This is a genomic window from Mesorhizobium sp. ISC11 (assembly GCF_037162595.1).
In the GTDB taxonomy this organism is placed as follows: Bacteria; Pseudomonadota; Alphaproteobacteria; order Rhizobiales; family Rhizobiaceae; genus Mesorhizobium; species Mesorhizobium ciceri.
The window spans coordinates 6,049,452-6,075,561 of record NZ_JAVSPW010000001.1; the positions used below are offsets into that span (position 1 = coordinate 6,049,452).

At 64.0% G+C, this 26,110-nt stretch carries 27 protein-coding genes; 15 read left to right on the plus strand and 12 right to left on the minus strand.

Annotation, left to right across the window (positions count from 1 at the left end; all coding sequences use genetic code 11):
* Positions 1-67 precede the first annotated feature (67 nt).
* The 5 genes from RPF88_RS29290 to RPF88_RS29310 all read right to left on the minus strand — a co-directional run bounded on the left by RPF88_RS29290 (position 68) and on the right by RPF88_RS29310 (position 3,446).
* Positions 68-544, minus strand: a complete 477-nt coding sequence (locus RPF88_RS29290) for a DUF992 domain-containing protein (RefSeq protein WP_024502781.1) — start codon at positions 542-544, stop codon at positions 68-70.
* Positions 545-753: 209 nt separating this feature from the next.
* The gene (locus RPF88_RS29295) at positions 754-1,596 is read right to left on the minus strand and encodes a tetratricopeptide repeat protein (RefSeq protein WP_013529652.1); all 843 of its coding nucleotides are present in this window, start codon (positions 1,594-1,596) and stop codon (positions 754-756) included.
* A 138-nt stretch (positions 1,597-1,734) separates the two neighbouring features.
* A complete protein-coding gene (gene rpsU / locus RPF88_RS29300; protein WP_013529653.1) occupies positions 1,735-2,013 on the minus strand; it encodes a 30S ribosomal protein S21 in 279 nt (92 codons plus the stop codon).
* Positions 2,014-2,190: 177 nt separating this feature from the next.
* Positions 2,191-2,577 carry an SET domain-containing protein gene (locus RPF88_RS29305; protein ID WP_013529654.1) on the minus strand — a complete coding sequence of 129 codons (387 nt, stop codon included), beginning with the start codon at positions 2,575-2,577 and terminating at the stop codon, positions 2,191-2,193.
* A gap of 110 nt (positions 2,578-2,687) precedes the next feature.
* Positions 2,688-3,446: an SDR family oxidoreductase gene (locus RPF88_RS29310; RefSeq protein WP_337123661.1), complete on the minus strand. Its 759-nt coding sequence runs from the start codon at positions 3,444-3,446 to the stop codon at positions 2,688-2,690.
* Between the two features lie 269 nt (positions 3,447-3,715).
* Between RPF88_RS29310 and RPF88_RS29315 the strand changes: the two genes are divergently transcribed.
* The 8 genes from RPF88_RS29315 to RPF88_RS29350 all read left to right on the plus strand — a co-directional run bounded on the left by RPF88_RS29315 (position 3,716) and on the right by RPF88_RS29350 (position 11,559).
* On the plus strand, positions 3,716-4,969 hold the full coding sequence (locus tag RPF88_RS29315; protein ID WP_337123663.1) for a sarcosine oxidase subunit beta: 1,254 nt from the start codon (positions 3,716-3,718) through the stop codon (positions 4,967-4,969).
* Positions 4,969-5,409: a hypothetical protein gene (locus RPF88_RS29320; RefSeq protein WP_013529657.1), complete on the plus strand. Its 441-nt coding sequence runs from the start codon at positions 4,969-4,971 to the stop codon at positions 5,407-5,409. The genes RPF88_RS29315 and RPF88_RS29320 overlap by 1 nt, the downstream gene beginning before the upstream one ends.
* A gap of 10 nt (positions 5,410-5,419) precedes the next feature.
* Entirely contained in the window at positions 5,420-5,716 is a 297-nt protein-coding gene (locus tag RPF88_RS29325) for a sarcosine oxidase subunit delta (RefSeq protein ID WP_013529658.1), read from the plus strand.
* A complete protein-coding gene (locus tag RPF88_RS29330) occupies positions 5,713-8,709 on the plus strand; it encodes a sarcosine oxidase subunit alpha (protein ID WP_337123664.1) in 2,997 nt (998 codons plus the stop codon). Before RPF88_RS29325 ends, RPF88_RS29330 begins: the two co-directional genes overlap by 4 nt.
* Positions 8,702-9,286, plus strand: a complete 585-nt coding sequence (locus RPF88_RS29335) for a sarcosine oxidase subunit gamma (RefSeq protein ID WP_337123665.1) — start codon at positions 8,702-8,704, stop codon at positions 9,284-9,286. Before RPF88_RS29330 ends, RPF88_RS29335 begins: the two co-directional genes overlap by 8 nt.
* Before the next feature lie 60 nt (positions 9,287-9,346).
* Positions 9,347-9,577: a hypothetical protein gene (locus RPF88_RS29340; RefSeq protein WP_024502775.1), complete on the plus strand. Its 231-nt coding sequence runs from the start codon at positions 9,347-9,349 to the stop codon at positions 9,575-9,577.
* A gap of 77 nt (positions 9,578-9,654) precedes the next feature.
* The gene (locus RPF88_RS29345) at positions 9,655-10,440 is read left to right on the plus strand and encodes a ThuA domain-containing protein (RefSeq protein ID WP_027161369.1); all 786 of its coding nucleotides are present in this window, start codon (positions 9,655-9,657) and stop codon (positions 10,438-10,440) included.
* Positions 10,441-10,509: 69 nt separating this feature from the next.
* Entirely contained in the window at positions 10,510-11,559 is a 1,050-nt protein-coding gene (locus RPF88_RS29350) for a Gfo/Idh/MocA family protein (RefSeq protein WP_337123667.1), read from the plus strand.
* 42 nt (positions 11,560-11,601) lie between these two features.
* On the opposite strand, the gene RPF88_RS29355 is transcribed toward RPF88_RS29350, so the two are convergent.
* From RPF88_RS29355 to RPF88_RS29375, 5 genes are all read right to left on the minus strand, one after another.
* Complete coding sequence (locus RPF88_RS29355; RefSeq protein ID WP_013529664.1) at positions 11,602-11,850, minus strand: DUF680 domain-containing protein; 249 nt, start codon at positions 11,848-11,850, stop codon at positions 11,602-11,604.
* A gap of 206 nt (positions 11,851-12,056) precedes the next feature.
* Positions 12,057-12,701: a TetR/AcrR family transcriptional regulator gene (locus tag RPF88_RS29360; RefSeq protein ID WP_013529665.1), complete on the minus strand. Its 645-nt coding sequence runs from the start codon at positions 12,699-12,701 to the stop codon at positions 12,057-12,059.
* Positions 12,702-12,866: 165 nt separating this feature from the next.
* On the minus strand, positions 12,867-13,898 hold the full coding sequence (locus RPF88_RS29365; RefSeq protein WP_024502772.1) for a phosphotransferase family protein: 1,032 nt from the start codon (positions 13,896-13,898) through the stop codon (positions 12,867-12,869).
* Positions 13,895-14,380, minus strand: coding sequence for a MaoC family dehydratase (locus RPF88_RS29370; protein ID WP_263484965.1), 486 nt, complete (start codon positions 14,378-14,380; stop codon positions 13,895-13,897). Before RPF88_RS29370 ends, RPF88_RS29365 begins: the two co-directional genes overlap by 4 nt.
* Before the next feature lie 39 nt (positions 14,381-14,419).
* Complete coding sequence (locus tag RPF88_RS29375) at positions 14,420-15,235, minus strand: SDR family oxidoreductase (protein ID WP_337123668.1); 816 nt, start codon at positions 15,233-15,235, stop codon at positions 14,420-14,422.
* A gap of 113 nt (positions 15,236-15,348) precedes the next feature.
* Between RPF88_RS29375 and RPF88_RS29380 the strand changes: the two genes are divergently transcribed.
* From RPF88_RS29380 to RPF88_RS29410, 7 genes are all read left to right on the plus strand, one after another.
* A complete protein-coding gene (locus RPF88_RS29380; RefSeq protein ID WP_337123669.1) occupies positions 15,349-16,590 on the plus strand; it encodes an acyl-CoA dehydrogenase family protein in 1,242 nt (413 codons plus the stop codon).
* A gap of 53 nt (positions 16,591-16,643) precedes the next feature.
* Positions 16,644-17,681: a zinc-binding dehydrogenase gene (locus RPF88_RS29385; RefSeq protein WP_337123671.1), complete on the plus strand. Its 1,038-nt coding sequence runs from the start codon at positions 16,644-16,646 to the stop codon at positions 17,679-17,681.
* Between the two features lie 97 nt (positions 17,682-17,778).
* Entirely contained in the window at positions 17,779-18,177 is a 399-nt protein-coding gene (locus tag RPF88_RS29390) for a hypothetical protein (protein ID WP_013529672.1), read from the plus strand.
* Between the two features lie 181 nt (positions 18,178-18,358).
* Entirely contained in the window at positions 18,359-19,522 is a 1,164-nt protein-coding gene (locus tag RPF88_RS29395; protein WP_337123672.1) for a glycosyltransferase 87 family protein, read from the plus strand.
* Positions 19,515-20,504, plus strand: coding sequence for a glycosyltransferase family 2 protein (locus RPF88_RS29400; protein ID WP_337123674.1), 990 nt, complete (start codon positions 19,515-19,517; stop codon positions 20,502-20,504). The genes RPF88_RS29395 and RPF88_RS29400 overlap by 8 nt, the downstream gene beginning before the upstream one ends.
* Positions 20,501-21,310, plus strand: coding sequence for a ChbG/HpnK family deacetylase (locus RPF88_RS29405; protein WP_337123676.1), 810 nt, complete (start codon positions 20,501-20,503; stop codon positions 21,308-21,310). Before RPF88_RS29400 ends, RPF88_RS29405 begins: the two co-directional genes overlap by 4 nt.
* On the plus strand, positions 21,307-21,717 hold the full coding sequence (locus tag RPF88_RS29410; RefSeq protein ID WP_337123678.1) for a GtrA family protein: 411 nt from the start codon (positions 21,307-21,309) through the stop codon (positions 21,715-21,717). Before RPF88_RS29405 ends, RPF88_RS29410 begins: the two co-directional genes overlap by 4 nt.
* 62 nt (positions 21,718-21,779) lie before the next feature.
* On the opposite strand, the gene RPF88_RS29415 is transcribed toward RPF88_RS29410, so the two are convergent.
* Entirely contained in the window at positions 21,780-24,911 is a 3,132-nt protein-coding gene (locus tag RPF88_RS29415) for an efflux RND transporter permease subunit (protein ID WP_337123679.1), read from the minus strand.
* Positions 24,908-26,068: an efflux RND transporter periplasmic adaptor subunit gene (locus RPF88_RS29420; RefSeq protein WP_013529678.1), complete on the minus strand. Its 1,161-nt coding sequence runs from the start codon at positions 26,066-26,068 to the stop codon at positions 24,908-24,910. The genes RPF88_RS29415 and RPF88_RS29420 overlap by 4 nt, the downstream gene beginning before the upstream one ends.
* Positions 26,069-26,110 lie beyond the last annotated feature (42 nt).

The window sequence follows — 26,110 nt, forward strand, 5'->3', positions numbered from 1 at the left end:
CGCGGAACCATCCTATCTGGTTCCGCGCCGCGGGGTGAGGGGTCATGGAGCGCACGGCTCCATGCGATCACTTGAATGAATGGATCAGCTGGAGCGAGGTCACGGCCACGGCAAGGTTGACGCCGGTCTGCGCCTGGACGCTGAGCGGCTCCAGCATGAAGGCGCTGTCCAAGCCGCCAACCAGCAGATTGGCGCCGCCGCCGGTCACCACGCTCGCCTCGGCGTTGACGCCGTAATAGCTGCCGGCGAGATCGCCTCCGTCACGGTCCCGGGTCGCAGCCAGCACGGCCCAAACGAGCTGGCCCTGATGCGTCTGGCCGACATCGAGGCCGATCTTGGAGATGACGCCTGTGTAAACCTCGGACGGCCCGTGATGATGAGGCCGGAAGACACAGGACACGCCCTTGTTGGAAGCGACGATATAAGCGGTGCCGCCGTCGATGGTGCAATCGAGCGTGCCGAGTTGCAGCTTGCCGGCGCTGGCTGGAGCCACCGCGAACATCGTCGTGGCGAGGGCAGCGGCGCAGGCGAGTTTCTTGATCATGGGAGGGTCCTTTCGCAAATTGCTTTTCGATAACGGCTTGGGAGGCCAGACCGTTCCGCTGAAAACTTGGCGCGATCAAGGCAGGGGCCGAAAGCCTCCTGCCGGGGTTAATGCGCAGTTGCGAAGTGCGTCTTTTCGGACACGCCAAGAATCCCGCGGCACTTGGATGTCACGCGGCTTTGTATGGGAAGCGTTTGCCGAAACCGAGATCAGCTGACGCGGGCGAGGCCATCCTTGGCCGGCTGGTAGGTCGGGTCGAGGCGAACGGCTTCCTTATAGGATTTCGCGGCTTTCGCCTTGTCACCGCGCCGCTCGTAGATCAGCGCCTGGTTGGCCCAGGCCTCGGCGTTCTTGCCGTCGAGCTTGATCGCCATGTTGAAATCGGAGAAGGCGTTGTCCTCGTCATTGGTCGCCAGATAGGAGAGGCCGCGGCCGTTGTAGGGCTCGGCGGCGTCCGGCGCCAGCGAGATGGCGGTCGAGAAATCCTCGATGGCGAATTTGTGCTGGCCCTGGCTCTGATAGATCAGGCCTCGATTGTGGTAGGCGCGCGCGTCGGTCGTATCGAGTTGGATCGCCTTCTGAAAGTCGTTGAAGGCATCCTGGGTGCGACCCGCCTTGCGGTAGAGATTGCCGCGGCCGATATAGGCGGCGTCATAGTTCGAGTTGATCTGGATCGAACGGTTGTAGTCCGCGAGTGCGGCTTCCTGGTTGCCGAGGAAGCGCTGGATGAGCGCACGATTCGAATAGGCCTGGAAGAAATTCGGATTGAGCTGGATGGCTTGATTGAAATCCTTGAGCGCCGCCTGGTACTGACCGCCACGGCCATAGGCCGAGCCGCGCACATTGTAGCCTTCGGGATCCTGGGGATTGCGCTGGATGACCGCCGAGAGCGAGGAAATGTTCTCGCTCGAGCCTTGCGCCTTGTCGATGTTGTTGAATTCACCGGTCGGGCCCGCCGTTTGGCAGCCGGCAAGCGCCAGTCCGGAGAGCAGGGCCGCTGTCAGGGCGAAACCACGCAATGCGGTCCCGCGCTCCACGCTCGTTGCGTTCATGTCTGCCCTGTCCTCACTTCAAGCCGCGTCGTTCAGATCCGGCTCCCCCTCCGGACCGGTCACATCAAAACAAAAAGGTGGCGGCGATTCCACATCGCGCCACCTCTGATATCCTTCGAAAAGGACGAAAAATTGGCGTTAGAACCGCGGCGGACGCGGAGCGCCAGCTGCACCACCAGCGGCGCCGGCTGCAACAGGGCGCGGCGTCATCGGCAGCAGGCCTTCGCGCTGGGCGCGCTTGCGGGCCAGCTTGCGGGCGCGGCGAACGGCTTCAGCCTTTTCGCGGGCGCGCTTCTCGGACGGCTTCTCGTAGTGACCGCGCATCTTCATTTCGCGGAAAATGCCCTCGCGCTGCATCTTCTTCTTGAGAGCGCGAAGCGCCTGATCAACGTTATTGTCGCGGACGAGTACCTGCACGGGCAATCCTGTCTTTCGGGTTTGATATCAACAGGCAAGCGATCATAGCCGCTAGCCTCCGCGGCGGTTTACACCACGAATTGTGGCGGCTGATAGCAGAATCATGCCGCGCTGTCCACAGCGGAAATGAATTTGCGGTGTCAGCCGCAGTCTGTTTGCCTTGAGATAAGGAGCCGACTAGGCCGTCGCGAGGTGCAGCAGCTCGAAATCCTCGAAGAACTCGCCGTAGTCGCAGGTGATCTCCTCGCCCACGGCGATGTCGCGGGTCGCGGTGGCCCCGCCATATTGCGAAAAATCCGTATTCGGATTGCTGGAATGGTTCATGAAGCGGCCATTGTCGACTTCATAGACCATGAAACCTGGCCGGTCGGGGCTGGGATAGGCATAGCGGTCGAGCAGTTCCCTGAGATGCGGGGGGGCCGCTTCGTATTTGTCCATGGGGACCAGTCGGTCGAAATCCGGATCGAGCCGCCAGATCGAAGCCCCTTTCCTGATCGGCTCCGCAGCGAACACGCCGACGCCTTCGATCGCACTCGCAGTCACATAGGTTCTGATCAGCAACATGGTTCCAGACCCCGCTTTTGGACAAAACGGAATCGCCAAATCGCGGCAAAAAATCAAGACCGGTCGTCTGCCTGGCGGCTATGAGCATGCATTCCGGACGCGAAAAGTCTTCACGTCCGGTTGATCGACACGCCGCCATCGGCAAACAGAGCGGCTCCGGTGGTAAAGCTCGAGGCATCGGAGGCGAGATAGAGCGCCGAACGGGCGATCTCCTCCGGCATAGCGACACGCTTCAAAGCATGCAGGCCTTCGACGAAGGCCCGTGATTCCGGGGTCTTGAAGGTTGCCGCCGGCGTGTCTGTGCCGCCGGGCAGCAGCGCGTTGACCCGCACGCCTTTCGGGCCGTATTCGGCGGCAAGCACCTGTGTCAGTCCGATCAGGCCGGCCTTGCTTGCGGCATAACTGGTCATGCCTGGCATGCCGACTGTGTGGCCGACGAAGGTGGAGGTGAAGATCAGCGAACCACCGCCACGCTCGACCATTGGCGGCACCTGGTATTTGGCGCCGAGAAACGCGCTGGTGAGATTGGTGTCGAGCGTCTCGCGCCAGCCTTCCAGCGGCAATTCGGCTATCGGTCCCATCAGGCCGACAGCGCCGGCATTGTTGAAGGCGATGTCGAGCCCACCGAACTTTTCGGCCGCCAGATCGACAAGGGCCTTTGCGTAGGCTTCGTCGCGGACATCGCCGGCAAGCGCGATGGCGATGCCATCGGCATCCGCGATTTCGGCGACAAGCGCGTCGAGCTCGGCCTGGCGGCGGGCGGCGACGATGACCTTGGCGCCTTCCTCGGCAAAGAGTTTTGCCGTGGCGCGGCCGATGCCGGAACTGGCGCCGGTGACGATGGCGACCTTGTTGGCGAGTGCGAACATTTTTGCATCCTTTTCTTCGCGCCGGCTTGACCGGCAGTTGGGATGCTTGGTCGCAGATCGAGGCAAAGCGAGCCACCCGATACTCGCCAAGATGCTGGAAAGCGCCGACGCGCCGGATGCGTCTTTTTCACCACGGCGCAAAACGGCAAGCGCCGTCGCAAACAGCGCAAGGGTGGAAGCGCTGTTTCGCTAGTGATACACCTCGCGCGCCGGGACCGAATGAACGCCGGCCGCCATTCGCGAAGCCTTTTTGGGGCGAGGTTGGGACGTTGAAGAAATATTCGGTATTCGCCATCGCCCGTGAAGCCATGCGCGGTCACAAGGGCTGGGAAGAACAGTGGTCCTCGCCTGAGCCCAGGAAAGAATACGACGTCATCATCGTCGGCGCCGGCGGCCATGGCCTGGCCACCGCCTATTACCTCGCCACGGTTCACGGCATCACCAATGTCGCGGTGCTGGAAAAGGGCTGGCTCGGCGGCGGCAACACAGGCCGCAACACCACCATCATCCGCTCCAACTATCTCTATGACGAGAGCGCCGGCATCTACGACCATGCACTGAAGCTGTGGGATGGGCTGAGCCAGGAGCTCAACTACAACGTCATGTATTCGGCGCGCGGCGTCATGATGCTCGCGCACAATGTGCACGACGTGCAGGTGCTGAAGCGCCACGTGCACGCCAACCGGCTGAACGGTATCGACAATGAGTGGCTGACGCCGGAGCAGGCGAAGGAATTCTGCCCGCCGCTCAACACCTCCAGGGATGCGCGCTATCCGGTGGTCGGTGCGGCGCTGCAGCGGCGCGGCGGCACGGCGCGCCACGATGCGGTTGCCTGGGGCTATGCGCGCGGCGCCTCGGCGCGCGGCGTGCACATCATCCAGAATTGCGAGGTCACCGGGGTCAAGCGGGCGCCCAATGGCGCGGTCATGGGCGTCGACACGACACGCGGCTTCATCGGTGCCAAGAAGGTCGGCGTCGTTGCCGCCGGCCATTCCTCCGTCATCATGAACATGGCCGGCGTGCGTATGCCGCTGGAGAGTTATCCATTGCAGGCGCTGGTGTCGGAACCGGTCAAGCCGGTGGTGCCCTGCGTGGTCATGTCGAACACGGTGCACGCCTATATCTCGCAGTCCGACAAGGGCGAGCTGGTGATCGGCGCCGGCACCGACCAGTATGTCTCCTATTCGCAGACCGGCGGCCTGCACATATTGCAGCACACGCTGGACGCCATCTGCGAGATGTTCCCGATCTTCACGCGCATGAAGATGCTGCGCTCGTGGGGCGGCATCGTCGACGTCACGCCCGACCGCTCGCCGATCCTGGCCAAGACGCCGGTGCCCGGCCTTTATGTCAATTGCGGCTGGGGCACCGGCGGCTTCAAGGCGACGCCGGGCTCGGGCCATGTCTTTGCTCACACCATCGCCAAAGACGATCCGCATCCGATCAACGCGCCCTTCACCATCGAGCGCTTCCGCACCGGCCGGCTCATCGACGAGGCGGCGGCGGCGGCGGTGGCGCACTGATGATGGCTGGGATGGCTGTCGCGATGCCGCTGATTCTGGCGGGGGAACACGTGCTGGCGGGGGAACGGGGCATGTTCCATTTTCCGTCGGCTGACGAAGTGCGCACGCAACCGATCAGCCGCACCGGCAACGAGACCGTCTGGCCGTTTTCGGTCGACGACGGCACGCTGGCCTGCGTCTGGAGCGGCGGCCAGCGGGTGGTGATGTTCTTCGAGGGACGTCCCGAAGGGCTTGACGAAGACGAGACATTCCAGCCGCGTCAAGTCATCGTCACCACCGATCCGATGCAACTCACTCTCGGCAACATGGCGTCGCGCGATCTGTTTCGTCCCGCTGCAAGCGTGGAGGAACGCATCCGGCTCGTCGCGCCGTTCGCGACCCTGGGACAGAAGCTTTGCGATCAACCGGCGGGCGCCCGCGTCGGCCACGGCGAATTGTAGGAACGAACAAATGCTTCTCATCCGCTGCCCCTATTGCGAGGAAGAGCGTCCGGAACTCGAGTTCCGCAACGCCGGCGAGGCGCATATTGCGCGCTCGGCCAATATGGCCGGCGAGAGCGACGACGATTTCGAAAAGTTCTTCTTCATCCGCTCCAACCCCAAGGGCATCATCTATGAGCGGTGGCGGCACATGCATGGCTGCGCGCGCTTCTTCAACGCCGTGCGCGACACCGTCACCGACAGGTTCGTCATGACCTACAAGGCCGGCGAACCCAAACCCTCCAAGCTGCCAGGAGTTGGCAAATGAGCGGCGCGTCGTACCGCATTTCCGGCGCCGGCCGCTTCAGCCAAGCCAAGACCGCGCGTTTCAGCTTCGATGGCCAGTCCTATGCCGGCATCGAGGGCGACACGCTGGCCTCGGCGCTGCTCGCCAATGGCGTCCATCTGGTCGGCCGTTCGTTCAAGTACCACCGTCCGCGCGGCATCCTGTCGGCGGGCGCCGAGGAGCCGAACGCGCTGGTCGAAATCAGGCGCGACGCGGCACGCAAGACGCCGAACGTGCGCGCAACCGTGCAGGAGCTTTATGACGGGCTCGACGCGCAGTCGCAGAACCGCTGGCCGTCGCTGTCCTTCGACGTCGGTGCGGTCAACGACATTGCGTCGCCGATGTTTTCGGCCGGCTTCTACTACAAGACCTTCATGTGGCCGAAGGCGGCATGGAAGAGCCTCTACGAGCCAAAGATCCGCGCCGCGGCCGGTCTTGGCGTTTCCCCGGACAAGCCCGATCCCGACCATTATTCATCGCGCTATGCACATTGCGACGTGCTGGTGCTGGGCGGCGGTGCGGCGGGCATCGCTGCGGCATTGGCAGCGGCGGAGACCGGCGTGCGCGTCATCCTCGCCGACGAGCAGGCCGAGTTCGGCGGCAGCCTGCGTTTCGAGAGCGGCGCGAAAATCGACGGCCAGGACGGTTTTGCCTGGGCGCAAGCTGCCGTGGCGAAACTCACTGCGATGGACAATGTCCGCGTGCTCCCGCGCACGACGGCGTTCGGCTATTACGCGCAGAATTTCGTCGGCCTGGTCGAGCGTGTCAGCGATCATCTGAAGGCTCCCGGCCACGATCTGGCGCGCGAGCGGCTGTGGCAGGTCAGGGCCAAGCGCGTGGTGCTGGCCTCGGGCGCCATCGAGCGGCACATGGTGTTTGCCGACAACGACCGCCCGGGCATCATGCTGGCGGGTGCCGCGCGCACCTATCTCAACCACTATGGCGTCGCGGTCGGCAGGAATGTCGGCGTCTACACCGCCAATGATTCCGCCTATGCGGCGGCGATCGACCTGAAGAAGGCCGGCGTCAACGTGGCGGCGATCGTCGATCTGCGCGACAATCCGACCGGACCGGTGATCGACGAGGCGAGGGCGCTCGGCATCGAGGTCAATTTCGGCCGCGCGGTGATCCGCGCCGGCGGCAAGCTGCGCGTTTCCTCAATGACGGTGCAGCCGAAGAATGGCGGCGGCGAACGCACCATCGCGGTCGATGCGATCCTGATGTCGGCCGGCTGGACGCCGTCGGTGCATCTGTTCTCGCAGTCGCGCGGCAAGGTCGCCTTCAACGACGAGACCAAGCGCTTCGTGCCGGGCACCTATGCGCAGGATTGCGTCTCTGTCGGCGCCTGCAATGGTACCGACGGCCTATCGGCGACGGTCGACGAGGCCTATGCCGCGGGCGCCAAAGCGGCCAGGGATGCGGGCGCCAAAACCGCCAAGGGTACGAAGCCGAAGGTCGACACCTCCGAGAGCTGGTCGCGGGGCATGCTCGGCGCGGCACCCGGCGCCGGGCCGGACACCACGGTGAAGGCGTTTGTCGACTTCCAGAACGACGTCACCGCCAAGGATATCCGCCAGGCGGTGCACGAAGGCATGCGCTCGATCGAGCACGTCAAGCGCTTCACCACCAACGGCATGGCCACCGATCAGGGCAAGACCTCCAACATGCACGGCCTGGCGATTGCCGCCGAGATGCTGGGAAAGCCGATCCCGGAGGTCGGCCTGACCACGTTCCGGGCGCCCTATACGCCGGTGACCTTCGGCGCGATCGTCAGCCATGCGCGCGGGCCGCTGTTCGACCCCACGCGTAAAACGGCGATCCATCCCTGGGCCGAGGCGCAAGGCGCGGTGTTCGAGGACGTCGGCCAGTGGAAGCGCGCCTGGTATTTCCCCAAGGCGGGCGAGGACATGCACGCCGCGGTCGACCGCGAATGCGTCGCCGTGCGCAAGACGGCCGGCCTGTTCGACGCCTCGACGCTGGGCAAGATCGAAGTGGTCGGGCCGGATGCGGCCAAGTTCATGGAACTGCTCTACACCAACCCATGGGAGAAGCTGGAACCCGGCCGCTGCCGCTACGGCATCATGCTGCGCGAGGATGGCTTCATCTATGATGACGGCGTCGTCGGCAGGCTGGCGGCCGACCGCTTCCATGTGACGACGACGACCGGCGGTGCGCCGCGCGTCATGAACCATATGGAGGACTATCTCCAGACCGAGTTCCCGCATCTCAATGTCTGGCTGACCTCGATCACCGAGCAGTGGGCGGTCATCGCCGTGCAGGGACCCAAGTCGCGCGACATCATCGCGCCGCTGGTCGCAGGCATCGACATGTCGGACGAGGCGCTGCCGCACATGTCGGTGCGCGAAGGCAAGATCTGCGGCGTGCCGACGCGGCTGTTCCGCATGTCGTTCACCGGCGAGCGCGGGTTCGAGGTCAATGTGCCGGCCGATTATGGCCAGACGGTCTGGGAAGCGCTGTGGGCCGAAGGCCAGAAGCATGGTGCGGCTGCTTATGGCACCGAGGCGATGCACGTGCTGCGCGCCGAAAAGGGCTACATCATCGTCGGCCAGGACACCGACGGCACGGTAACGCCGAACGACGCCGGCCTCGACTGGGCGGTCGGCAAGAAGAAGACCGATTTCGTCGGAATCCGCGGCCTGACTCGGCCGGACCTTGTCGCCAAGGGCCGCAAGCAGCTGGTGGGCCTCAAGACCAAAGATCCCAAGGTGGTGCTCGAAGAAGGCGCGCAGATCGTCGAGGATCCGAAGCAGGCGATCCCGATGAAGATGATCGGCCATGTCACTTCGAGCTACTGGTCGGAAAATTGCGGCCGCTCGATCGCGCTGGCGCTGGTCGCCGGCGGCCGCGACCGGATGGGCGACACGCTCTACGTGCCGATGCCGAACGGGGTGATCGAAGTGGAGGTTACCGGCATGGTGTTCTTCGACGAGACGGGAGGGCGCCTCAATGGCTAAGGCCGCTGCAAGGAAGACGGCTCCGGCTGCATCGCCTTCGGTCGAGCGCCGTCCGGCGCTGGCTGGACGCAGCACCACTGCTGCCGCCGTCAAGGTCGAGGTGCTGCCGCCGGCCGAGCGCATTTCGCTGCGTGCGCCGGAGGCTTCGGCCGCAGCGCTTTCGAAGGCGCTCGGCGTGACCTTGCCGAAAAAGCCGAAGACATCCGCCTCGAAGGGCGGGCGCACCGCCTTGTGGCTCGGCCCCGACGAATGGCTTGTCATCGATGAAGCCGGCAACGATCCGCTGGCCGATTGCGCCGGGGTTGCCGCTTTGCACTCGGCGGTCGGCATCTCGCATCGCAACATCGCGATTGCCGTGACGGGCGCGGGGGCAGCGGCGACGATCAATGCGGGCTGCCCGCAAGACCTGTCGCTCGACGCGTTCCCGGTTGGAGCGGCGTCGCGCACCATCCTGGGCAAGACCGAGATCGTGCTGTTGCGCACAGCCGCCGATGCCTTCCGGGTCGAATGCTGGCGTTCCTTCTCGGACTATGTCTTTACTTTCCTGTCCGAGGGATCGCGCGACGCGGCGGTCTGAACTCGGAACGTTTTGCAGGGCACGCTCGTTCTGCATCCGCACGCCGAGGGAGAAATGCCGATGCCGTCGAATTCCGCGCCGAAGTCGCCGGTCAAAAAGACATCGGCCGTCCGCTCGCTCGAACATGAGCGACATGAAGCCCCGAGCGCCGAAGAGGAACTCGAGGAAGGCCTTGAAGACACGTTCCCGGCCAGCGATCCGGTATCCATTACCGGAACCGCCATCCCCGGCGCACCGGCGAAACCGGGCAAGGCCAAGACCGTGCCGGGGCGCAAGAAGCGCAAGACCTAGTATTCCATCGGGCCAGATCGCATCGGACCTTCTCAATCTCCTTGGGCGTGCTATTTAAAGCGCTTTGGGAGATGAAAATGCCGACAAAAGCGATCGTTTGGGGCGAGAACGTCCACGAGCAGACCAATGAAGCCGTGCGCGAACTCTATCCCTTGGGGATGCACGGCACCATCGCCGCCGCGCTCAACCAGGACAAGGGCATTGAGGCGGCCACCGCCACCTTGCAGGAGCCCGAGCACGGCCTGAGCGAAAAGCGCCTGGCGGCCACCGACGTGCTTTTGTGGTGGGGCCACGCGGCGCATGGCGAGGTCAAGGACGAGATCGTCGAGCGGGTGCAGAAGCGGGTGTGGGAAGGGATGGGCCTGATCGTGCTCCATTCCGGTCACTACTCAAAGATCTTCAAGCGGCTGATGGGCACGCCCTGTTCGCTGAAATGGCGCGAGGCGGGCGAGCGCGAGCGCGTCTGGGCGATCAACCGCGGCCACCCGATCGCGCAAGGCATTGGCGAGTGCCTGGAGATCGGCGAGACCGAAATGTATGGCGAGCCGTTCGCGGTGCCGGAGCCGCTGGAGACGGTGTTCGTCTCCTGGTACGAGGGCGGCGAGGTGTTCCGGTCCGGGCTGACGTACCAGCGCGGCGCGGGACGGATCTTCTACTTCTCGCCCGGCCACGAGACCTATCCGATCTATCACAATGAGGGCGTGCAGCAGGTGCTGCGCAACGCCGTCCATTGGGCGCACAACCCGGCGCCGGCATGGTCCGGCATCACCAATGCGCCGAACGTGCCGACGGATGCGGCCAAGGAGAAGATCGTGCAGAAGGGGCTGCGCCTGCATGCCGATGGCGACAAGGGCCTGAGCTGATTGGGGCGGCCTGAGCTGATCGGGCCTGAGTTGCCCAAGGCGTGAGTTGATTTTGGGGGCTTGGGGCTAATGCATCGAATTCTTCTGCTCGGCACCGGCGGTATCGCCGGGCATCATGTCGAGGAGTTTGCCGGGATTCCCGGCTGCAGCATCGTCGCCTGTGTCGACCAGGTGCCCGGCCGCGCTGCGGCGTTCGCCGCGGCCAGCAAGATCGGCGATTCTTTCGAGAGCCTGGAGGCGGCGATCGCCTGGGGCCAGTTCGATGCCGCCATCAACGCGACGCCGGATGGTGCGCATAGGGCGACGACGCTGGCGCTGCTCGGCGTGGGAAAACATGTGTTTTGCGAAAAGCCGCTGGCGCCGAACTACGCCGACGCGTTTGATATGACGCAAGCGGCCGAGGCTGCCGGGGTGATCAACATGGTCAACCTCACCTATCGCAACTCACCGGCGATCCACGAGGCGCGGCGCATGGTTCAGGCCGGCGAGATCGGCGCGTTGCGCCATGTCGAGGCGAGCTACCGGCAAAGCTGGCTGGTCAGCAAATCATGGGGTGACTGGCGGGTCGAGGACAAATGGCTGTGGCGCTTGTCCAGCCGGCACGGTTCGACCGGCGTGCTGGGCGATGTCGGCATCCATATCCTGGATTTCGCCACCTATGGCGCCGGCCAGGATATCGTCAGCCTGCATGCCGATCTGGTGACGTTTCCGAAGGCCGAGGGCGAGCGCATCGGCGACTATGTGCTGGACGCCAATGACAGCGTGGCAATGACGGCGCGGCTCGATTGCGGCGCGCTTGCCACGATCGTGGCGGGCCGCTACATGACCGGTCACGCCAACGATTTGTCGCTGGCCCTGCACGGCACCCAGGGCGCCATCAAGGTCGAGACCGACGGCAAGGCATCGAGCCTGTCGGCCTGCCTCGGCGGGGATGTCGATCTTCAGCGCTGGCGGACTTTGGATCTGCCCAGTGTCAAGCGCAATGCGCGACGCTTTGCCGATGCGCTGGATGCAGGCCGGAATGGCGATCCGTCGTTCCGGCGCGCCGCCGACATGCAGAAGCTGATCGACGCAGCCTTTGAGAGTTCAGCGGCGAAGCTGCCGATTTCGGTCGCTTGAAGCTGGCCGGCTTGTGCCGGCCAGACGTGATCTTTGCTGATATCAGAATGCGCTCGGCACAATCCACGGATTGATGCTGATGCCGAGCCGCGGGCCCTTGCCTTCAGCGGTGTTTTCCGTGGCACCCTTCTTCTCGACCGAACCGGTCGAAGCGCAATCGAGCTTCAGGTTGGTCTTGGTGTCAACGCAGGCCGCCACCGGCGCATGCTTGACCGGATGGGTGGTGTTGGCGGCGAAAGCCGAGCCCGAAAGTGCCAGCACGGCGGCGAGGGTGAGGAGTGTCTTTTTCATTGTCAGTCTCCGGTTTCCGGGTCGAATTCAATTCGTACCGACGGGTGAATTTTTCTCGTACATGTACGATAGACTGTACATATACGCCGTCGATTGGGAATTCAAGGGAAAACCGTACGCGTACGATAAATTTTTCGTTAACCAAGAAATCCCCCCAGGGTCTGGCTGGGGCGGAGAGAAAATATGGAAATGAAAGGGAACGGCGTTCAGCAGTTGACCGGTGTCTCGGTCAATGGCGGGACGTTTTGCGTGCTGAGCGTGGCGAGCGTGAAATCGCACATCCGCTTCACGAAGGCCTGCGGGTCGCCGAAGGGGTAGAATGGAAAGGTGATGAGCAGCGAGATCGTGCCGTGGCCGACCGCCCACAGCATGGTGGCGATGGCGCGCGGATCGCCCTGCAATTTTCCGGCGGCAACGCAGGCCTCGACCCGGCTGATCAGCGCCTTCATCGCCGGGTTGCTCTCTTCCATGTCGTCGTAGCTCCTGCCTTCCGGCAGCTTGGTCTTTTCGGTCATGAATACGGTGCGGTATTCGTTGGGATTGCCGAGCCCGAAGGCGGCATATTCCGTCATCACCGCCTGCAAGGCTGCGATCGGATCATCGGACGGATGCTCCTCGATGCGGCGAGCAAGCGTCTCGAATGCGTCCTCGGCCAGAGCGAACAGGATGTCCTGCTTGTCGGCGAAGTAGGAATAAACGGACATCGGGGCGTAGCCGACCCGCTTGGCCAGCTTGCGGATGGTCAGGCCCTCATAGCCCTCTTCCTGGACAAGCTTATGCGCGGCCTCGAGCAATTCGGAGCGCAGTTCTGCTTTTTGTTTCTCGCGGCGTGTCTGGACGCTCTGCGGCAAGATCTGGTGCCTTCGGTTGGGTTGGTGGCTGGCTAAATTATATACGCTGTACGGAAACGGACAAGGGCACGGGAAGTTCCCAAACGGTATGCTTCGGATCGTGCCGACGCTTGTCGTAATTTGGCAGCCCCGTGATCAGCACCGTTCCTCTCTCGAAATGGCCCATCACGCCTCCCTGTCGATCAGTTCTGCGGCAAGACACGAAAGCAGTTTCACCGCCTCGCCATAGGTTTTCGCCTTCTCGGGATTGGAGGCGTTGCCGTCCAGCGCCCGCTTGAAGACGCCCTGGCAGATGGCAGCCAGCCGGAAGAAGGAAAAGGCGAGGAAGAACGTCCAGTTGCCGATACCGGTGAGCCCGCGCCGCCGGCAGTAGGCGGCGACGTAGTCCTCTTCGGAAGGCAGGCCGAGTGCGGAACGATCGATACCGCCCAGGCCGCGAAAGCCGGAAGCGTGCGGCAGCCGCCATTGCATGCATTGATAGGCGATATCGGCGAAGGGGTGGCCTGATGTCGAAAGTTCCCAGTCGAGCACCGCCAGAACCGTTGGCCGGTCCGGCGCGAAGATCAGATTGTCCAGCCGGTAGTCGCCATGGACCAGTGAGATCCGGCCGTCATCTACGGGCATATGCGTTTCCAACCAGGCAATCAGCCGGTCCATGTCGGCGACGGTGCCGGTTTCCGAGGCACGGTACTGGCTCGTCCAGCGCGCCAGTTGGCGCTCGAAATAATTGCCCGGCCGGCCGAAATCGCCGAGTCCCACTGTTTCGACATCGACCTCGTGCAGGGCGGCGAGGGTGTCGTTCATGGCATCGTAGATGGCGGCGCGTTCATCATTGTCGCCAGCCTCCGGCAGAGCCGGATCCCAGAAAATGCGGCCGTCGAGGAAATCCATCACGTAGAACATGCGGCCGATGGGCGAGCCTTCCGCCGACAGATGCAGCATGGCCGGCACAGGCACGGCGGTGCCGGCAAGCGCGCTCATCACCCTGAATTCGCGGTCGACCTGGTGTGCCGATTTCAGCAATTGCCCCGGCGGCTTGGCGCGCAGCACGTAACGGCCGCTTGCCGCCGTCAAAAGGTAGGTCGGGTTCGATTGGCCGGATTTGAACTTCTCGACTGCAGCAAGCCCGGAAAAGCCCGGTATGCTCGCCTCGAGGTAAGGCGCAAGCGCTGCCTGGTCGAGAACGGGATCACTCATGCCGTCTCGGGCTGGCGTTCGATCAAGGTCAGCGTCAGCCAGCGCGCGGTCAGTGCCGGCTTCTTCGAGCCCTCGATCTCGATCGTCACGTCATGCGCGGTCTGCACCCAGCCCGACGGCCTGACCTTGACGTCGGCCAGCACGAAACGGGTGCGGATGCGCGCGCCGGTTTTCACCGGCGCCAGGAAGCGCAGCGAATCGAAGCCGTGGTTGACGCCCATCTTGCCGTTTTCCAGCGGCGGCATGGTCTCGAAGGTCATCGCCGACAACAGCGACAGCGACAGGAAGCCGTGCGCGATGGTGCCGCCGAACGGCGTTTCACGCATCGCCCGCTCCGGATCGCAGTGGATGAACTGATGGTCGTCCGTGGCGTCGGCGAACTGGTCGATCATGCGTTGCGTGACCACCCGCCACGGCGACACGCCGACCTCCTTGCCGACACTGGCCAGAAGCACATCGAGACTGATCGGTTCCACGCTCATGTCCTCCAGTTCACCCCCGGCTTCTATGGCCGGAAAATGTCATTCCTTGAACAGCGTCAACCCATGCTGCACCGACTGTCCGCCATCGATCGGCAGGATGGCGCCAGTGACATAGCTGCCTGCACGGCTGCACAAATAGAGCGTTGCGCCGGCAATGTCATCCGGTGCGCCGATACGGCCGATCGGAACACGGCTGCCGACGTGCCTGGCCTGTTCCTCTGTGGCGGTGGCAAATGCCGTCATCCGGCTCTGGAAGGGGCCGGGGGCAAAGGCGTTGACGGTGATGCGGCGGGCGGCGAACTCGAGCGCCAGTGTGCGCGTCAGATGATGAACCGCAGCCTTCGAGGCGGTGTAGGAATAGGCGTCGTCGGCCAGCGGCTGCGTGCCCATCACCGAACCGAGGTTGATCACCCTGGCCGGATCGGCGTCGCTGGCGGCGGCATCGAGCAGCGGCAGCAATTCACGGGTCAGGTGGAAAACCGCGGTGACGTTGACGCCAAACACCTTGGCCCATGCCGAATAGGGGAAGCTTTCCAGCGGCGCGCCCCAGGAGACGCCGGCGTTGTTGACCAGAATGTTCAGCCGTTCGATGCGCGATTTGACCTCGGCGACGAGTGCGGCGATGCCGGCTTCGCTGGAAACGTCGCCGACGAAGCCGTCGGCCCGGCCCGGTGCACCAAGCTGGTTCAACTCTTCGGCGACCTTGATACAATCCTCGCCCTTGCGCGACGCGATCATCACGCTGGCGCCGGCCTTGACCAGCGCGGTCGCCGCCATGCGGCCGATGCCGGTCGCCGCACCCGTCACCAGTGCGGTCTTGCCGGCCACCGAAAACAGTTCGTCCAGATAGCTCATCACAATCCTCCGCGCTCGGCATGCGGGCAAACAGTTCGTTGACAAGGCTATCCGAAGTGCGGTCATCCTTGCCACTGACAAAATGCCTGGCGTGTATGAAGGGTTAGCGACCGATGACGGAGATGAATCTCGGCATGACCGAGCGGCTGAAGCCAATCCACGCGCGCGTCGCGGCCATGGTGCGCGACGAGATCATGCCGCTCGACCATGAATTCCTCAGCGAAGTGGGCAAGGCAGGCAACCGCTGGGTCTACAGTGCGCGTCAGAGCGAGATCCTCGAAGGGCTGAAGAAGACCGCAAGAGAGCGCGGCCTGTGGAATTTCTGGCTGACCGGCTCGGAACGCGGCTATGGCCTTTCCACCGTCGAATACGCCTATCTGGCCGAAGAGATGGGCAAGGCGCATCTCGGCGCCGAGACCTTCAACTGCTCGGCGCCCGACACCGGCAACATGGAGGTGCTGGAGCGATACGGCTCGACCGACCACAAGAAAGCATGGCTGGAACCGCTGCTCGACGGCAAGATCCGCTCGGCCTATCTGATGACCGAGCCGGATGTCGCTTCATCCGATGCCACCAACATTGCCATGCGCTGTGAACGCCACGGCGGCGACTATGTGCTCAATGGCGAGAAATGGTGGGCTTCGGGCGCCGGCGATCCGCGCTGCGCCATCTACATCGTCATGGTCAGGACCGGGGGCGATGACGAGCCGCAGCACCGCCGCCATTCGATGATCCTGGTGCCATCAGACACCAAAGGCGTGACCAAGGTGCGGGCCATGCAGGTCTATGGCGATGACGACGCGCCGCATGGCCACATGCATCTTCGCTTCGACAATGTGCGCGTACCGGCGTCGAACCTGATCCTCGGCGAGGGCAGGGGGTTCGAGATCGCGCAAGGGCGGCTCGGTCCCGGCCGCATCCACCACTGCATGCGCGCCATCGGACAGGCCGAGATGGCGCTCGAGATGCTGTGCCAGCGTTCCGTGCGCCGCGAGGCCTTCGGCCAGAAGCTGGCAAAGCTCGGCGCCAATTTCGACATCATCGCCGAATGCCGCATGGAGATCGAGATGGCGCGGCTGCTCTGCCTCAAAGCGGCGTGGATGATCGACCAGGGCGATGTGCGGGCCGCTGCTCCCTGGATCAGCCAGATCAAGGTGGTCGCACCGCGCGTCGCGCTCAAGGTCACCGACGAGGCGGTGCAGATGTTCGGCGCGCAAGGCATCAGCCAGGACACACCGCTGGCGCGGTCGTGGACGCATCTGCGGACCTTGCGCCTTGCCGACGGGCCGGACGCCGTGCATCGCCGTCAGGTGGCGCGGACGGAGTTGAGGAAATACACGCAGGAGAAGGTCTGAGCGCCGGCATCGTCATGCGGGCGCGACCCGAGGCTCGAGCGAGGAGTGTTCCGATGACCGTCCCATCCGAAATGAAGGCGCTGCTGCTTGTCGGCGATGGCTACACCAGGACGCGGAGCGGCAGTGTGCTGGAGGCGATGGAGCCCTATCTCGAGCCGGGCAGCATCGCGGTGCCGACACCGGGCCCCAGCCAGGTGCTGATCAAGGTCAGCCTCGCCTCGATCAATCCGTCCGATGTCGCCTTCGTCAAGGGCCAGTACGGCCAGCCGCGTGCCAAGGGCCAGCCGGCCGGCTTCGAGGGTGTCGGCATTGTCGTTGCCAGCGGGGACGAGCCCTATCCCAAAAGCCTGATCGGCAAGCGCGTGGCTTTTGCCACCGGCGTCACCAACTGGGGCTCGTGGGCCGACTATGCCGTCGCCGAGGCGGCTGCCTGCATCCCGCTGCTCGACACCGTTCGCGACGAGGACGGTGCGGCGATGATCGTCAACCCGCTCACGGCGCTCGCCATGTTCGACATCGTCAAGGAGGAAGGCGAGAAGGCCTTCGTCATGACCGCCGGCGCCAGCCAGCTCTGCAAGCTGATCATCGGCCTGGCCAGCGAAGAGGGTTTCCGGCCGATCGTCACCGTGCGCCGCGATGACCAGACCGCGGCTCTGAAAGCGCTTGGTGCGGCGCACGTGCTCAATGAAAGGGCGCCGGATTTCAAGGCGGCGCTGCGCGAGGTGATGAAGGCCGAACAGCCGCGCATCTTCCTTGACGCGGTAACCGGGCCGCTTGCCTCCGCCATCTTCGACGTCATGCCGAAGCGGTCGCGCTGGATCATCTATGGGCGGCTCGATCCCGAAGCCACCGTTATCCGCGAGCCCGGCCAACTGATCTTCCAGCACAAGCATATCGAAGGGTTTTGGCTGAGTGAGTGGATGCGCCAGTTCCGCGACCGTCGCGGCCCGGCGATCCTGGAAGCGCAGAAGCGTTTTTCCGATGGGCGCTGGTCGACCGACGTGACGGCGGTGGTGCCGCTTGCCGAAGCAATGGCGCGGCTGCCAGCCGAACTGGCCAAACCCAACGGCAAGGTGTTCATCCGGCCTTGAACGAAAATGGCTGGCGAGCGAAGTCCAGTTACTGCAAAAAAGGGGCTGCTTGTGAGAACAGGCTGCCGAAAAGTTCCCGCCGTTTTGGCGCAAGGCGATGACGAACGATCCCGGTACGAATTACTTTCTCAAGAAATATTCGGCCCCGCTGGATGATCCTGCCGGGACTGCGGTCAGGAACATCATGCTGGCGCGGGTCGTCGGCGCCGAATGTCAGGCCTCCAGACTCAACAAGGCCAAGATCAAAGCCTATCGCGACAGGATGATCGGGCCGCTCATGCCTGAGCAACTCAAAACAGCTGCATTTGAAGGTGGCAGTGCGTTGCGCAGTTTCAACTACCAGGATCTCGCTCACCTCTGTGCCGGCATCGACTATCAGTTCGGGCCGAAAGGCGTGCTGATTCCGGGGGCTGTTCTTGCTGGTAAGGGCGAGCCGAAATATCCCTTTGATCCGCGCAACCCCTATTTTCGTTTGCCCGAATTCACTGACGATTAGTCAGGTCGCCAGCCTCGGACGGCAGCCATGAAGGTGGGAACGCATATTCGAGGCGAAGGAGGTGCGGCCCTGACGTTCGTCAGCCCCCTATGCCACGCCACTTCGTCCGTGATATGCCGCCGCCATCGAATGCCGGGACAGGCTGGACTGATCCAGTTCCGGGATTGTGTGGAGCGCCTTGATGACGATTTCCAAGCCGGTTTTCGACCGTTTGGGGTTTGGCCTGTGGATCGGAGCGTTCCTGGTCGTTCTTGCCCTGGTCCTGTGGTCACCGCACACGCGGACGGTATGGCAGGCCTATATCGACGGCAGCGTGGCGCTTCAGGCCGGTCTGCCGCTCTACGACACCCAGTCCGAGATGGGGTATCTCTACGCGCCGGCCTTTGCCGCGCTCTACACTCCAATAGTCAAGCTTGGTCCGCATCTGGGCGGCTTGGTTTGGCATTCCATTGGCTTTGCGGTGCTGACCTACGCCGCGATGCGGCAGGTGCGCAAGCTCGGCGGCGGCGAACTGACATGGCTGCTTTCTTTCGGTCTTTTCCTCGCTTTGCCGATGGCGGTGGGGGCGATCCGCAACGGCCAGGCGACGATCCTTTTGACCGGCGCTTGCTGGATTCTCACCCTGTCGGCGCTGGAAGGGCGGCGGGCGGAGACGTTCTTCTGGGCTTCGCTTGCCATCATCGCCAAGCCGACCGCGATCATAATGCTGTTGTTGGTAGGAGCCCTTCGGCTCCGGCTGATACCGGTGCTGGTGCTGGCGCTGCTGTTCGTGCTGGCACTGCCTTACGCTTTTGCTCCCGCCGGCTATCTCAACGACCAGTATCGTGTCTTCATCCAGATGCTGACCTCCATGGCCGTCGACAACACCAGCCATTTCGTGCCCACCGATTTCACGGCACCGTTCACCACGATAGGACTGCCAATTCCGGAATTCGGCGCAACGATCGTGCGCATGGTCATGGCCCTGTTTACGCTTTCTGCCGTCATCTGGTTCGACCGCAGGCTCGAACAGGGAAAGGCGGCGCTGGCGATCTTCCTGACAGCCACTTTCTACATGTGCGTCTTCAACCCGCGCGTCGAGCCAAACACCTTTGCCATGATCGCGGTACCAGCCGGTCTTGCCATCGCCCTGTTGTGGCGCGAAGAACGGGGCGGCGTCCTTGCCTCGGTGCTGTCGACGACGCTGTTCGTGACCGGGTTGAGCGGCGTCGAGCGCCATGTGCACGATTTCCTCTTCCCCTGGTTCCGGCCGGTCGCCGTCACTTTTATCGCCGGTTCGCTGATCTGGTGGTTCTGGGCCAAGGCACGGGAAAAGGTGGTGAATGCGGGAGTCGCGAATGGTTGAGTTGCGGCCGAGCCTCGATATCGTCGCACCGTTCTTCAACGAGGCGGCATCGGCATCGGCCTTCGCGCGCCTGCTCGGCGAGCTCGAAGTGGCCGTGGTACAACGCTTCGGCATGGGCGTGCACAAGATCCTGGTCGATGACGGCAGTCGTGACGATGGTGCCGTGCGGTTTTCGCAAGCGCTGACGGGGTCGTGGGAGATCGTGCGCCTCAGCCGCAATTTCGGCAAGGAAGTCGCGGTGCTCGCCGGCCTCGACCAGTCGCGCGGCGACATGGTGCTGATCATGGACGCCGACCTCCAGCATTCCCTGGACATCAGCCTGAAGCTGATCGCCGAGCTGGTGGACCATCCGGACATCGACGTCGTCTATGCGCAGAACGACCGCCGCGAGGCGAGCTGGCGGCGCAGCCAGCTTGCACGGCTTTTCTACAGCCTGATCAACTCGAGCCAGCGTTTCGACATTCCCGAAAATGCCGGCGACTTTCGCGTCATGCGCGGCGCCGTGGCGCGCGCGCTGACCAGCCTGCGCGACAAGCGGCGCTTCAACAAGGGCCTGTTTGCCTGGGCCGGCTTTCGCCAGAAGGCGTTGCCCTATTCGCCGGAAGGCCGCGCCAGCGGCACGTCGAAATGGAGCCGGCTCAACCTGATCGCCTTCTCGCTCGAAGGTTTTACTTCCTTTTCCGTCATTCCCTTGCGTCTCATCAGCCTCAGCGGGCTGCTCGCGGCGTTGGCCGGTGCGCTCTATGGCGCCAAGGTGCTCTTCGAGGTGATCTTCTACGGCATTGCCGTTCCGGGCTACCCCAGCCTGCTGGTTGCCGTCGTCCTGCTCGGCGGCCTCAACCTGACCTTGCTTGGCCTGATCGGCGAATACGTCTGGGTCACGCTCAGCGAGAGCAAGGATCGGCCGGTCTATCTCGTGCGCGATGTCGTGCGCAGCGAGGCCCCCGCCGACCGGCCGGAGCCGGGCTCTTCGAACAGATGACGCGGCGCATTCGCCTGATCGCCGACGATTACGGCTTGGCGCCTGGCGTTTCCGCCGCGATTCTCGATCTTCTCGATCGGGGGCGCCTGACCGGCACCAGCTGCATGACCGGCTTTCCCGAGTGGGCAAAGGAGGCAGAGCGCATAAAACCGCTGTGCGGCCGGGCCGCGGTTGGGCTGCACCTCACCTTGACCGACCAGTTGGCCGTCACCGGCCGGTCGGCCCTGGCGCCGGAAGGCCGGCTGCCACCGCTCCGCGCACTGGCCTTGCCTGTTCTGCGCGGCCGCATCGGCGCCCGCCATGTCCATGCCGAGCTTGACGCCCAGTACAGCCGCTTCGTCGAGGCGCTTGGCCGCCGCCCCGATTTCGTCGACGGGCATCAGCATGTGCATTTCCTTCCCGTCGTGCGCACATGGCTGCGCGCGCGGTTTCCAGAAGGCGCCGACAGGCCGGCCCTGCGCGGCGGCCCGGCGCTGGCCGCAGGGTCGAAGGTCGCCGCGATTGCCGCGCTCGCCGCCGGGTTCAACCGCTCGATGCAGCGCGCGGGCTTCACCGTTTTCCAGCCGCTCGCCGGCATCTATGACTGGCGGCAGCCCGAAAAATTCACTGCAGTTCTGCAGGCCGCCGTCGAAGGGTTGCCGGAACAAGGGCTGTTCATGTGCCATCCCGGCCATGTCGACGAGACGCTGCGCGCGCGCGACACGATGCAAGCTGTGCGCGAGGTCGAATTCGCGGCCCTGGCATCGGACGCGTTCGGAGCCAGCCTGGCCCGCGCCAATGTCGCAATCATGGAGGGCAGGGGATGAACGACGCCGAGCGGCCCCCGCGTTCGACCGGCAACAAGATCGTCCGCTTTGCCATTGTCGGACTGGCCAACACAGCCATCGACCTTGCCAGCTTCTTCCTGCTGCTCAAGCTCGGTGCTTCGCCGCTGCCGGCCAACGTTGCTGCCTGGTTCATCGCCGTCACCTTTTCCTTCGCGGCGAACGGCTTCTGGTCGTTCGAGCGCAATCGAGCCATCCGGCTGCGTGACGCATTCCTTCGCTTCGCCTCGCTTGGAGGGCTGATTTCGCTCGGCGTCTCCAGCCTCTCCATCGTGCTGTTCGCCGGCATCATCGGGGTGTGGCCGGCGAAAATCGGCGGCGTCGTGGTGGCGGCGGTGCTGAATTTCCTCGCCGCGCGCTGGTCGATCGAAGGCCGGTTCTTGAGATAGGCGGAATTATTTTTCTTACGAAATTCCGGACGAAAAACCGCTACACATTTTTCCTGGGATTTCTATTCAGCCGGCTCCACATTGGTGTAGGCGGCTTCCTCCAACTCGCGCTTCAGTCGCGCTTCCTCATGGGTCTTCGGCGTGACGAAGCGGCCAAGCAAGAGATAGGCGACCGGCGTCAGGAACAGCGTCGAGACGGTGGCCAACCCCAGGCCGCCGACGATGACCCAGCCGAGCGCGACGCGCGCCTCGGCACCGGCGCCGCTCGCCAGCACCAGCGGCAAGCCGCCGAGCACGGTGCAGATCATCGTCATCATCACCGGCCGCACGCGGATGATCGAGGCCTGCTCGATCGCTTCGCGCACGCCAAGCCCGCGATCGCGCAGCTGGTTGGCGAATTCGACGATCAGGATGCCGTTCTTGGCCATGACGCCAACCAAAAGCACCAGGCCGATCTGGCTGTAGGCGTTGAGACTGGTGCCCGAGAGCAGAAGCGCGAAAATCGCGCAGGCCAGTCCCAGCGGCACCGTCGCCATGATGATGACGGCACTGACGAAACTTTCGAACTGGGCGGCCAGCACCAAAAGGATGATGACCAGCGCGAAGCCGAAAATGGTGATCATGGCGCTGTTGGTTTCGCCCAGCGTCGCCGCCTCGGCCAGAGGCAGGATGCGGCTGCCCGCAGGCAGCAGCGGCGTGGCGATCTCCTCGGCGCGGGTGAGCGCGTCGCCAAGTGCGAAGTCGCCACTGAGGTTGGAGGTGATGGCCACCGAGGGCTGCTGCTGTTCGCGCGACAGTGATGGCGGTACGGCACGTTCGGTCAGGGTGGCGATGGTCGACATCGGCACGAAACGTCCGTCTGATGTTTTCAGGAAGATGTTTTCCAGATCGGTCGGATCGTTGATCGGATTGGTGGTCGAGACCAGCTTCACGCCGTAGCTGCGGTCGGCGATGTAGACGTCGACGACATCGTTGCCGTCGAGCATGGCCTGCAAGGTGTTGGCCAGTCCCGATATGTCGATGCCGAGGTCGGAGGCGCGCTCGCGGTCGATGGCCACGGCGAGCTGCGGTTGCGTCGGGTCGATCGACAGGCGCGGTGTCTGGAAGCGCGCGTCCTTCTGCATCTCGGCGATGATCTTCACGGCTGCGTCGCCGAGCGCCTTGCGGTCGTTGCCGACCAGCGCGAACTGCAGGCCGTTGCCGGCGCCACGGATGCCGAGGCTGTTGGGCTGTACCGGGAAGATGCGCACGCTCGGCACCTGCCTGGTCAACTGGCTGATCTCGGCCATGATCTCCTGCTGGCTGCGGCTGCGCTCGTTCCACGGCGCCAACGTCATCACCATGAAGCCGGAATTGTAGGAGCCGTTCTGGCCGGCATTCTCGAAGGTCGAGCGGATCTCGCCGGAATCGCGCATCGGCTGGATCAGTCTCTCGATCTTCTGCATCTGCTGCGTCGTATAGTCGAGGCTGACGCCTTGCGGGGCGCTGATGCGCAGAAGCACGGCGGCGCGGTCCTCGGTCGGCGTCAGCTCCTGGCGGATGGTGCCGAACAGCGTGAAGGCGGTGCCGGCAAACAGCACCGCGACCAGAAGCACGATCCATGGCGCGTCGAGGCAGGCGTGTAGGCCGCGCTTGTAGGCCGTACTGAGCGCGCCGCCGATGCGGGCGCCGATGCCATGGCCCCCTTCGTGGTGGAGCGATGCGCTGGTCAGCATGCGCGAGGCGAGCATCGGGCACAGCGTCAGCGCCACAACGCAGGACAATAGCACCGACATGGCAAGCACGAAGCCGAATTCGCGGAACAGGCCGCCGGTCTGGCCGGGCAGGAACGAAATCGGCACGAAGACGGCGACCAGCGTCAAGGTGGTGGCAATGACGGCGAAAAACACTTCCTGCGCGCCAAGCACGGCGGCGGCGCGGGGCCCCATGCCCTCATTGCGTCGTCGCACGATGTTTTCGAGCACGACGATGGCGTCGTCGACGACCAGTCCCGTCGCCAGCACCAGAGCGAGCAGGGTCAGGATGTTGACCGAGAAGCCGGCCAGATAGATGGCAGCGATGGTGCCAATCATGGCGACCGGCATCGACAGGCCGGGGATCAGCGTCGCGCGCCAGTCGAGGAGAAACACATAGATGACGATCAGCACCATGGTCACGGACAGGCCGAGTGCGATCTCGACCTCGTGCACCGCGCCCTTGACGAAGACGGCGTCGTCGCTGGTGATCTTGATCGACATGCCCTTGGGCAGGTTTTCCTGCAGCTTGGCGACGGCGGCCTGGACACCGGTCGAGATGTCCAGCGTGTTCGATTCCGCCTGGCGGATGATGCCGATGCCGATGCCGGTCTTGCCGTCCGAGCGCAGCGTGGTCTGGCCGACGTCGGGACCGAGCGTGACGGTGGCGACGTCGCGGATGCGCGTCGTGCCGCCGACAATGATGTTTTCGAACTCTTCCGGCGTGGTCACGTCGGCAGTCGTGCGGACGATCAGGTCCTGGTTGGTCGTGGTGATCGAACCGGCAGGGGAATCGAAAGCGACCGAGGCAAGGGCGGCCCTGAGATCGGCAACCGTGAAGCCGAGGCTGGCCAGCTTATTCTGGTCGACATCGATGCGGAAGATCTTGTCGCGGTCGCCATAGACCTGGACGTCGGCAACGCCGGGCACGGCGGCAAGCTCGTCCTCGATCTGGTCCTGGACCACCACGGTCATGTCCTGGATCGACATGTTGTCCGAGGTCACCGCCAGTCGCATCACCGCGTCGGAATTGGCGTCGGCCTTGACGATGCGCGGCGGATCGGCGGTGTCGGGCATCTGATTGGCGACGCGGCCGACGGCATCACGCACGTCCGAGGCGGCGACATTCAGATCGACGCCGTCGTTGAACTCGATGGTGACGCGGCTCGAGCCGAACGAGGAAGACGACGAGATCGACTTGACGCCTGAGACGCGGGCGACGGCGCCCTCGATCGTGTCGGTCAGTTCGCGGTCGACGGTCTCGGCCGCCGCGCCCTCGAAGGTGGTGGAAACAGTGACGACCGCGCGATCGACATCAGGCAGTTCGCGGATCTCGACGCCGTAGAAAGCGGCCAGGCCGGCGACCGCAATCAGTGTGTTCAGCACGAAGGCCATGACCGGCCTGCGGATGAACAGGGCGGTGAAGCCGGTCTCGCTGGCGGTGTTGATGGTTCCGGTCATGAGCCTGCGGCGGCGTCCGCGGCGCGCTGCTCTTCGCCGGCAAGGCGAACCGCGCCGCCCTCGCTGACGCTCTGGGTGCCTTCTGTGACCACCATGTCGCCATTGTCGATCTCGGCGTCGATCAGCACGGTCTCGGTGTTGCGCTGGATGATGCGCACCGGGACCCGCCTGGCTTTGCCATCCTCGATCTGCCAGACATAGGCGCCGTCCGACCCCCACAGGATCGCCAGCGGGCTGACGGCCGGATAGGTTTGCCCCGGAAATTTCATGGTGATGCCGAACGACATGCCGGCGCGCAGCGAATCGGCCGGGTTGGCGATCTTGGCCTTGACCAGCAGGGTGCGACTCTTTTCATCGATGTGGTTGTCGATGGCCGAAACGGTGCCGCTATAGGCGTTGCTGGGATTGGCGATCGGCGTCGCTGTCAATTGCGCACCGACCTTGACGGCGGCGGCGAAGCGCTCGGGCACCAGGAAATCGACCAGGATCGAGGACCGGTCGTCGAGCGTGGCGATGGCCGACTGGTTGGTGACGTAATTGCCGGCCGAGATCGGCAGGATGCCGACGGTGCCGGCGATCGGCGCCAGGATCGACCGGCGCTGCAGTGCAAGTTCCGCGTCCTGAAGCGCCAGCTTGGCGCCCGCCAGCACCACCTCGGCGTCAGCCACGGCTACCGGGGTCGCGGCATTGGAGGCACGCAGCGACTTGACGCGGTCGAGCTTGGACTGAGCGTCCTGCAAGGCGAGCTTGGCACGGTCCTGAGAGATCACTTCGGTCTCGGAATCGAGGGTGGCGAGGATCTGTCCCTTTTCGACATGGCTGCCGGACTCGACCAGCAGTTCGGCGAGGCGGCCGGAGCTGTAAGGATTGACGGTCACCGAGGCGTTGGCACGGCCGGTGCCGATCGCCTGCAGGCGGTCGTTGATAACAGCCGAAGTGGCCGCCAAGGCGACCACGTTCACCCGCTGGTTGCCGTTGCGGCCGTTTGCCTGCCTCGCGTTGGCGGCACCGGTTTCAGCCGGGGGCGTTGCCGCGTAAGCCCAGTCGATGCCCCAACGTGCCAGCACGTCCGGTGCGCCGGGATAAAAGCGCAGCCAGGCGGCTGCCGCCACCACCAGCACCATGAGTGCAAAAAGTATCTGTTTCCAGGCGGCCATCAGCACTCCGGTTGGTAAAACAATCCTTCCGTCTACCGGTTT

Coding starts and splice junctions, on each gene's coding strand:
- RPF88_RS29325 (WP_013529658.1), top strand. CDS start 5,420: ATGCTTCTCATCCGCTGCCCCTATTGCGAGGAAGAGCGTCCGGAACTC.
- RPF88_RS29365 (WP_024502772.1), bottom strand. CDS start 13,898: ATGAGTGATCCCGTTCTCGACCAGGCAGCGCTTGCGCCTTACCTCGAG.
- RPF88_RS29380 (WP_337123669.1), top strand. CDS start 15,349: ATGACGGAGATGAATCTCGGCATGACCGAGCGGCTGAAGCCAATCCAC.
- RPF88_RS29320 (WP_013529657.1), top strand. CDS start 4,969: ATGATGGCTGGGATGGCTGTCGCGATGCCGCTGATTCTGGCGGGGGAA.
- RPF88_RS29390 (WP_013529672.1), top strand. CDS start 17,779: ATGACGAACGATCCCGGTACGAATTACTTTCTCAAGAAATATTCGGCC.
- RPF88_RS29340 (WP_024502775.1), top strand. CDS start 9,347: ATGCCGTCGAATTCCGCGCCGAAGTCGCCGGTCAAAAAGACATCGGCC.
- RPF88_RS29400 (WP_337123674.1), top strand. CDS start 19,515: ATGGTTGAGTTGCGGCCGAGCCTCGATATCGTCGCACCGTTCTTCAAC.
- RPF88_RS29310 (WP_337123661.1), bottom strand. CDS start 3,446: ATGTTCGCACTCGCCAACAAGGTCGCCATCGTCACCGGCGCCAGTTCC.
- RPF88_RS29330 (WP_337123664.1), top strand. CDS start 5,713: ATGAGCGGCGCGTCGTACCGCATTTCCGGCGCCGGCCGCTTCAGCCAA.
- RPF88_RS29335 (WP_337123665.1), top strand. CDS start 8,702: ATGGCTAAGGCCGCTGCAAGGAAGACGGCTCCGGCTGCATCGCCTTCG.
- RPF88_RS29345 (WP_027161369.1), top strand. CDS start 9,655: ATGCCGACAAAAGCGATCGTTTGGGGCGAGAACGTCCACGAGCAGACC.
- RPF88_RS29405 (WP_337123676.1), top strand. CDS start 20,501: ATGACGCGGCGCATTCGCCTGATCGCCGACGATTACGGCTTGGCGCCT.
- RPF88_RS29290 (WP_024502781.1), bottom strand. CDS start 544: ATGATCAAGAAACTCGCCTGCGCCGCTGCCCTCGCCACGACGATGTTC.
- RPF88_RS29305 (WP_013529654.1), bottom strand. CDS start 2,577: ATGTTGCTGATCAGAACCTATGTGACTGCGAGTGCGATCGAAGGCGTC.
- RPF88_RS29385 (WP_337123671.1), top strand. CDS start 16,644: ATGACCGTCCCATCCGAAATGAAGGCGCTGCTGCTTGTCGGCGATGGC.
- RPF88_RS29415 (WP_337123679.1), bottom strand. CDS start 24,911: ATGACCGGAACCATCAACACCGCCAGCGAGACCGGCTTCACCGCCCTG.
- RPF88_RS29420 (WP_013529678.1), bottom strand. CDS start 26,068: ATGGCCGCCTGGAAACAGATACTTTTTGCACTCATGGTGCTGGTGGTG.
- RPF88_RS29350 (WP_337123667.1), top strand. CDS start 10,510: ATGCATCGAATTCTTCTGCTCGGCACCGGCGGTATCGCCGGGCATCAT.
- RPF88_RS29375 (WP_337123668.1), bottom strand. CDS start 15,235: ATGAGCTATCTGGACGAACTGTTTTCGGTGGCCGGCAAGACCGCACTG.
- RPF88_RS29355 (WP_013529664.1), bottom strand. CDS start 11,850: ATGAAAAAGACACTCCTCACCCTCGCCGCCGTGCTGGCACTTTCGGGC.
- RPF88_RS29410 (WP_337123678.1), top strand. CDS start 21,307: ATGAACGACGCCGAGCGGCCCCCGCGTTCGACCGGCAACAAGATCGTC.
- RPF88_RS29370 (WP_263484965.1), bottom strand. CDS start 14,380: ATGAGCGTGGAACCGATCAGTCTCGATGTGCTTCTGGCCAGTGTCGGC.
- RPF88_RS29295 (WP_013529652.1), bottom strand. CDS start 1,596: ATGAACGCAACGAGCGTGGAGCGCGGGACCGCATTGCGTGGTTTCGCC.
- RPF88_RS29395 (WP_337123672.1), top strand. CDS start 18,359: ATGACGATTTCCAAGCCGGTTTTCGACCGTTTGGGGTTTGGCCTGTGG.